8 protein-coding genes are annotated in these 6406 nt (G+C 65.3%); 5 read left to right on the top strand and 3 right to left on the bottom strand.

Annotation, left to right across the window (positions count from 1 at the left end; translation table 11 throughout):
- Positions 1-77: 77 nt before the first annotated feature.
- Both ACFWCF_RS17080 and ACFWCF_RS17075 read left to right on the top strand, forming a co-directional pair.
- A complete protein-coding gene (locus tag ACFWCF_RS17080) occupies positions 78-1064 on the top strand; it encodes an NAD-dependent epimerase/dehydratase family protein (RefSeq protein ID WP_378563570.1) in 987 nt (328 codons plus the stop codon).
- 60 nt (positions 1065-1124) lie between these two features.
- Positions 1125-1385 carry a hypothetical protein gene (locus ACFWCF_RS17075; protein WP_378563523.1) on the top strand — a complete coding sequence of 87 codons (261 nt, stop codon included), beginning with the start codon at positions 1125-1127 and terminating at the stop codon, positions 1383-1385.
- A gap of 31 nt (positions 1386-1416) precedes the next feature.
- Here the strand turns inward: ACFWCF_RS17075 and ACFWCF_RS17070 are convergent, their stop codons facing one another.
- Genes ACFWCF_RS17070 through ACFWCF_RS17060 form a run of 3 tightly spaced genes read right to left on the bottom strand, consistent with a single transcriptional unit; the run spans position 1417 to position 4246 of the window.
- Positions 1417-2439 carry an iron-containing redox enzyme family protein gene (locus ACFWCF_RS17070; RefSeq protein ID WP_378563520.1) on the bottom strand — a complete coding sequence of 341 codons (1023 nt, stop codon included), beginning with the start codon at positions 2437-2439 and terminating at the stop codon, positions 1417-1419.
- Entirely contained in the window at positions 2436-3605 is a 1170-nt protein-coding gene (locus ACFWCF_RS17065) for an aromatic acid exporter family protein (RefSeq protein ID WP_378563517.1), read from the bottom strand. The genes ACFWCF_RS17070 and ACFWCF_RS17065 overlap by 4 nt, the downstream gene beginning before the upstream one ends.
- 26 nt (positions 3606-3631) lie before the next feature.
- Positions 3632-4246: a flavodoxin family protein gene (locus ACFWCF_RS17060; protein WP_378563514.1), complete on the bottom strand. Its 615-nt coding sequence runs from the start codon at positions 4244-4246 to the stop codon at positions 3632-3634.
- 150 nt (positions 4247-4396) lie between these two features.
- On the opposite strand from ACFWCF_RS17060, the gene ACFWCF_RS17055 reads away from it, so the two are divergent.
- From ACFWCF_RS17055 to ACFWCF_RS17045, 3 genes are read left to right on the top strand one after another with little or no spacing between them, the layout of a single operon-like run.
- The gene (locus ACFWCF_RS17055) at positions 4397-4810 is read left to right on the top strand and encodes a ChaB family protein (RefSeq protein WP_378563511.1); all 414 of its coding nucleotides are present in this window, start codon (positions 4397-4399) and stop codon (positions 4808-4810) included.
- A 48-nt stretch (positions 4811-4858) separates the two neighbouring features.
- Entirely contained in the window at positions 4859-5836 is a 978-nt protein-coding gene (locus ACFWCF_RS17050) for a helix-turn-helix domain-containing protein (RefSeq protein ID WP_378563508.1), read from the top strand.
- Positions 5833-6396, top strand: coding sequence for a dihydrofolate reductase family protein (locus ACFWCF_RS17045; RefSeq protein ID WP_378563505.1), 564 nt, complete (start codon positions 5833-5835; stop codon positions 6394-6396). Before ACFWCF_RS17050 ends, ACFWCF_RS17045 begins: the two co-directional genes overlap by 4 nt.
- Positions 6397-6406: the final 10 nt, after the last annotated feature.

The raw sequence follows: 6406 nt of genomic DNA, 5'->3' as shown, positions 1-6406 counted from the left end.
GCTCCCCGGGGGGGCCGCGTCTATGGGCGGCCCCGGGGGCCCCCCCCCGCTCCGCCCCCGGGTCGGCCCCCCCGTATCTGGTCCCCCCCCCCCGCCCCCCCCCCCCGCCCCGCGACGTGTATGCGACGGCTCGTTGGCACAGCCTCGATCTCGCAGAACCGGACTGCTATGACGAACTGCAGTCACTCGTTCGCGGTGCCGATGCGGTGGTGCATCTCGCATGGGGATTCCAGCCGTCGCACCGCCGCGACTACCTTCGTCGCACAGCGCTGAACGGCACCCGTGCGGTGTTCACCGCGGCCGCCGAAGCCGGGGTTCCCCACGTGGTGCACATGTCGTCGGGAGCGGTGTACGAGGCAGGAGCGAACGAACGCTTCGTCGACGAATCGTGGCCTGCGAACGGCGTGACGAACTGCGACTACAGCGCCGACAAAGTTCAGGTGGAGCGGTTGCTCGACGATCTGTCCGCCCGTGCCGATGCCCCGGCCCTCACACGTTTCAGGCCGGGATTCATCGGCCAATACGATGCGGGTACGGCGTTGCGACGGTACGTGTTTCCCGATTTCCTCCCGGGATGGGTCGTCCGGCATCTGCCCTTCATTCCCATCGACCGCAGTCTCCGAATTCCCGCGGTCCACGCGGACGATGTGGCAGCGGCAATCGAATCTGCACTCGAACGTCATGTCCCGGGGGTCTTCAACCTGGGCTCGCCGACCCCGGCGAACGCTGCAGACTTTCTCGCCCCTTTCGGAAGCCGAGCGCTGCCCGTCCCGAGGCATGTACTGGCAGCAGTCGCCGACGTCACTTGGAGGTTGCGCCTGCAACCGGTCCAAGGTGGGTGGATCGACCTCGCCTATGCGACCCCGATGCTGGACTGCCGCCGGGCGGCCACCATGCTGGATTGGGTTCCCCGTCACGCCGGTCCGCAGGTGTGGCGCGACACCGTGAACGGCATGCGGGCGGGCGCCGGAACATCGAGCCCGGTGCTGTGTGCGCGCACCGCCCGGCAGGTGGCGGCGGTCGTGCTCGAACGCGGGCCCATCGATCGGCGTATCCCTCCGTAGACGACTCCCTCTGGAAACACCGGGTTTTGCATACGTCGTGCGATGGGTATGTACGCAGGCATGACGAATACACCCGAAGACAAGCAACCCACCACGGTCAGCCGCCTCGCGGGGTGGGTCGGGTACGCCTGCGCCCTCGTCGGAGTCGTGATCATCGCGCTGGTACTCGTTGCTGCGGGTGGCGGATTCGAAGGCTGGGCGACACTCGGAATCGTTGCAGGTGTGATCGTGTTCCTGCTGGGAGCGGTGTTGATCACCATCAACTTCCGGGGCGGCAGACTGCGCGGTTCCGCCGGCACCCCGTCACACGAGCCGCGCTGATCTCGGCCGTTCTTCACTGCTCGGCCGTTCTTCACTGCATCGGCGGTACGGCCGGTGCAGTGAGGGACGACCGGTTCTCCGCCCACGCGGTCAGCAGATGTTGTGCAAGACGGCCGTCGAGAAATTCGGAGGCGTTCGCACCGAACGCGATGTCCGCAGCACAGCCCGGATCCTTTGCGAGCAGATCGCCGACAACATCATGCCGCAGGACCAGTTCGTGTACGGCGTCCGCCTCGACGTGCTCCGCATAGAAGGTGATGCATGCAGGCGGTGCGTCGAGACGCTCCAGAGCGGAGACCATCCGGCGGGAACCCGGTGACGAGGTGATCTCGACTGCCGCGAACATACCGACCAGCATCGGTATACGCGCCCTGTGCAGCCCGCACAGCGACATGAAGTTCACGGTCGCGAGGGTGTCCGCAGGCACGTATTCGAGATAGCCGAGATAGTCGTCGCGTAGACCGGCTGCGACCAGGAGATTCGCGAAGAGCCGAGAGTGCAGTCGCTCGGCATGTCCGCCGCCGTACTCGTCGAACTCGACCGCGACGAGTGCAGCTTTCGAACGTCCCGTGAGTCGTGGAATCGCCCACGCGTTCGGATCGGCTTCCTTGAGGTGGTAGATGGAACGGTGCACGAAGTACTCGCGGACCTGTTCCCACGTTCCGTAGGCAGCCAGCTGGTGCGAAAGCCCCCACGCGTCGCGTGCTTCATGGCACAGATCGTCGAGGACCGCGTCGGGATCGTCACATTCGGGGACATCGTGCCGCAACGCGCGCAGGAAGAGTTGTTCCAACTGGGCGCGCACGCCGAGCGGTCCGGGCATCCATTCCCACTCGGCGTCGACGCCGTCGAATCCGCGGTAGTGCATCTCGTACAACACAGCAAGCGCGAGCTGTACGTCCTCGCCGTAAGGTTCGCCGGACGCTACTTGGATCGGCCACGGCCCGATGTCGGCGGGTGAACGTAACCGCGAGATCACCTCGGCGGATATCGGCCCTCGCGATCGGGGCAGAGGTGCTGTGTGCACGTCAGAAGAACGGAGCTGCGAAGTCATGGAGTTCGAGTACCCGTTTCTGGCTGGGTGGAACCGTCGTCCGGATGTGATTCGTAGGTGTCCAGGGCGGCGAGTGCGCTCCACAGGCCTTCTCCCGCCACAGCGATCACAGACCACGACCCGGGCAACGGCCGACTGCTGCGGGCTGTCTTCTTGAATGACTCGAGACGAGCGCGTGCCTCGGGAAGTGCGTTGTTCACGACATGAAGGTAGGGCTGCCGATGGTGGGCCGGGTCCCAGGTGAGTTCGTCGAACGCAGTCGAGTACGTCTCGAGCAGTTCGGCTGCATTCTCACGTAGTTGTTCTGAGCCGGGCGTAGCGGGCTCTCCCGCCGGATCATCGGAGGCGGCAATCGTTTCGATCGCGACCTCCATCATCGAAACATGCAGCAGCGACTGGTCGAGGATCGTGGCGATCGGCTGGTACACCTGTGAGCCGCCGACCTTGGCCCACCTCGCGCTGCGAATGTTGCCTCGCAGGCTTTCTCGGCCTTCGCGTAGCGCAGCTCGGGCACCGGTCGACTTGTACAGCTCCCACACCCACTGCTGGTCGCGGTCGCCGTCGTGAGAGCCGTCCCGCAGCCCGTGCGCAAGCTCTGCAAGGAGAGTGGACAGTTCATAGGCACGCGCAAGGAGGAGGTCCCGGGCGGTGGACAGTCGATCGGGAGGCAGGATGAGAGCATTGACCAGGACACCGACGAGCACCCCCAGCGTGACATCGAGGACCCGATGGAACACCACGGTGGCATTGGTGGCCGTGCCGTACAGCAAGACCAGCAGTGCGGTGATTGCCACCCACATTCCATCCGGCGCCAACCATCGGCTTCGGCCCAGGACGGTGCCGGTCGCGACGGCAGCTGCCAGCGCCGCGAGTTCGGGCAGAGTGCTTGCCGCCAGCGCCGCTACGAGCACCCCCAGCACGACGACGGTGACCTGTCGTACGGCAGCGGTCACCGAGCTGCGGACCGTGGTGCCGATGATGAACAGGGCGGCGTAGGGGGCGAGGAAGGCTTCCGGGCTGTGCAGCCCTCGATCTGCCAGCAACCACGCGATCAGCACCGCGACAGTGCATTTGACGACGGACACCACGGCGGGGTGCAGGAGCATGCTGCGCAGCCGCACGTCGCGACCCGCAGCACGCAGTCGGCGTGGCACTTCGACACGCATCGGTGAGTTGTTCCTAGTGCGTACGGTCATTCCTGAACAGCGGGGTACGGCTGTGCTCGTAGTGTGCGGGCCAGATGTGCGGCTGTGCGGGCGACGGTGGCGTTGGTGGAGGCGACGGCGTCGGGTATGCCGTCGAGGTCGTTGTAGTCACCCGGTGTCATTGCCTCACCGTTCCAGTAGGTACATCCCTGTGCAGGAATGGTGAATCCGCAGTCGTTGAGCGCCTGGAACAGGGATGCAACGATGGCGTGCGCACCGTCTTCGTTACCGACAACCGCGGCGATCGCCACTTTGTCGAACAGGACAGGACGCCCGCGGTCGTCGGTTTCCGACAATTCGGCGTCGAGCCGTTCGAGGGCGCGTTTGGCGACGCTGGACATCTGACCGAGCCAGGTCGGGGTCGAGATCAGGAGGATGTCGGCTTCCGAGATGCGCGCACGGATCTGCGGCCATTGGTCGCCGTTGCCCATATCGGGTTCGACTCCGGGTCGGATGTCGAAGTCGACGAGGCGAATCTTGTCGCCGGTGACGTCATGTGTACGGAGTTCGGTGAGTACCTGGTCGGCGATCAGGTCGCTGCTCGAAGGAGCAGGCGATGGCTTGAGCGAGCAGGTCAGGGCCAGTGCAGTCAAGGATGTCATGCCGAATCGGATACCCGTCCTGTGCTCTCCCAATCCGTCGGCTACGCGTGTGCCTCGCCTTCGGACCGGGTACGCGGCCGTACACAGCGAGCAACACCCGGAGCATCGGGCCAGCGAATGCCGGACCCGGCCCGAGCGAAAGGAGCCGAGATGCCCAAAACCACGAAATCCGGAGCAGCGAAGCAGAGTGAATTGCCCAGCACACTGAGGCGTTCCCCCGCGAAAGCTCAGCGGACCTTCGCGGAAGCTCACGATGCAGCGCTCGAGCAGTACGACAGCGAGGAACGCGCACACCGAGTCGCGTACGCGGCCCTCAAACACAGCTACGAGAAGGTGGGTGACCACTGGGAGGCGAAGGACAAGCGAGGGCCCTCCGATCAACGCGCGAAAAGCGGTGGTCCCGACGCCCGCGGCGAAACCCACGAGGGGGTCAACGCGAACGCGACGAAGGAGCACCTTCTGGACGTTGCCCGTCGGCTCGACATCCCCGGGCGGTCCACCATGACCAAGCAGGAATTGATCGAGGCCCTGGAGAAGGAGAACCGGCGCGTCAGCAGGAGCTGAGCAAGAACGGTCAAGTATGTTTCCCGTCCACTGCGCGACACTGGATTCATGACCGGATCCGGACGTGACCGACTGCGCGAACTGCTCGACGCCGTCCTCGACGAGGACCATGCGAATCTCGACGACATGGCACGCGGCGCATTCTCGTCGCCGTGGCATTTCAGTCGTCAATTCTCGCTCGGTACAGGAGAATCCCCGGTTGCACTGCGGCGCCGGGTGATGCTCGAGCGTGCTGCGTGGCAATTGCGCGACGGCCGCGCTGTCACGGAGACGGCCTTCGCTGCGGGATACAGCTCGGTGGAAGGATTCAGTCGCGCGTTCTCCCGGGCGTACGGTTATCCACCGAGCACGACCGGGAGTCGGGCACTCGCACCGTCCGGATGCTCGCACTGGCTCCCTGCTCCCAACGGAGTACATTTCCATCCGCCCGTGCACCTGTGGGTGGAGGGTGACACCGGCGGATACGGTCGCGGCGCCGGAGCCGGCCAGGTGACCGCGCAGATGGTCCACCACGATCTCGACGACACCCGGGTCCTTATGGATGTCGCATCGGATCTGGACATCGGCGACTACGAGCGCGTCAGATTTCCGGGACTCGTGGTGCTCGAGTGGGACGGACCCGAAGGATCGATTGCGCAGGTGCTCGGCAATCTTGTGTGGTCGAAACAGATTTGGCTCGCATCGATGGTCGGCGCCGACGAACCTGTGCGTGCGGGTAGTGACGTGGCATCGCTGTGTAAGCAGTTCGACGTGATCGCACCGCAGTGGGCCGAAGCCGTACGCGATATCGATCGACGCAACGCCTGGGGTGATCGCCTGATCGACGCGTTGTGCGACCCACCCGAGAGCTTCGTGCTCGGCGGCGTCGTCTCGCATGTGCTCACATTCGCGGCGCACCGGCGACAGCTCGTGCGCCACATGCTGCGCTCCGCCGGCCGCAGCGTCGACAACGGGGACCCGCTCGAATGGCAGCGCGGCGCCTCGTCCCACATGCTCGGAGACGAGCCGGAAGGAAACCCGATATGAGCCGGATGATCTTCTTCACCGCGAGCACGCTCGACGGGTTCATCGCGACGGAGGACCACAGCCTGGACTGGTTGTTGTCGCGCGACATCGACCACGACGGACCCGGCGGGGGCGCAGCATTCATGTCCCGGATCGGCGCGGCCGCGATGGGCGCCTCGACGTATCAGTGGGTCCTGGACTATGCCGGGGCCGACAAGTGGGAGTACGAATTCCCGTGCTGGGTCTTCACACACCGCGACGGCATGCCGGTGGCGCATGGGCCGGACGGACCGGGTGATATCCGGTTCACGCAGGACGACGTACGCACTGTCTACGACGAGATGGCAGCCGCCGCCGGTGATCGAGACCTGTGGATGATCGGCGGGGGAGATCTCGCAGGGCAGTTCGCCGACGCGGGCCTCCTCGACGAGATGATCGTGTCGTTCGCCCCCGTCACGATCGGTGCGGGCAAGCCGCTGCTGCCGAGACACGTAGAGCTGGAACTCACCGACCTGGCGCGCAACGGGGAATTCGCGATCGCAACCTATCGGGTGAAACCGTCTGGTGCGCCAGAGCGCTGAGCTTGTGACG

Source organism: Rhodococcus sp. NPDC060090 (assembly GCF_042729855.1).
Lineage (GTDB): Bacteria > Actinomycetota > Actinomycetes > Mycobacteriales > Mycobacteriaceae > Rhodococcus.
Note: the sequence above shows the minus strand (reverse complement) of the source record. Positions and strands in the feature narration are given on the sequence as shown.

Bases quoted from the DNA above. Each gene is read 5' to 3' on its own strand.
- ACFWCF_RS17075 (WP_378563523.1), top strand. From the start codon at position 1,125: ATGACGAATACACCCGAAGACAAGCAACCCACCACGGTCAGCCGCCTC.
- ACFWCF_RS17070 (WP_378563520.1), bottom strand. From the start codon at position 2,439: ATGACTTCGCAGCTCCGTTCTTCTGACGTGCACACAGCACCTCTGCCC.
- ACFWCF_RS17065 (WP_378563517.1), bottom strand. From the start codon at position 3,605: ATGCGTGTCGAAGTGCCACGCCGACTGCGTGCTGCGGGTCGCGACGTG.
- ACFWCF_RS17060 (WP_378563514.1), bottom strand. From the start codon at position 4,246: ATGACATCCTTGACTGCACTGGCCCTGACCTGCTCGCTCAAGCCATCG.
- ACFWCF_RS17055 (WP_378563511.1), top strand. From the start codon at position 4,397: ATGCCCAAAACCACGAAATCCGGAGCAGCGAAGCAGAGTGAATTGCCC.
- ACFWCF_RS17050 (WP_378563508.1), top strand. From the start codon at position 4,859: ATGACCGGATCCGGACGTGACCGACTGCGCGAACTGCTCGACGCCGTC.
- ACFWCF_RS17045 (WP_378563505.1), top strand. From the start codon at position 5,833: ATGAGCCGGATGATCTTCTTCACCGCGAGCACGCTCGACGGGTTCATC.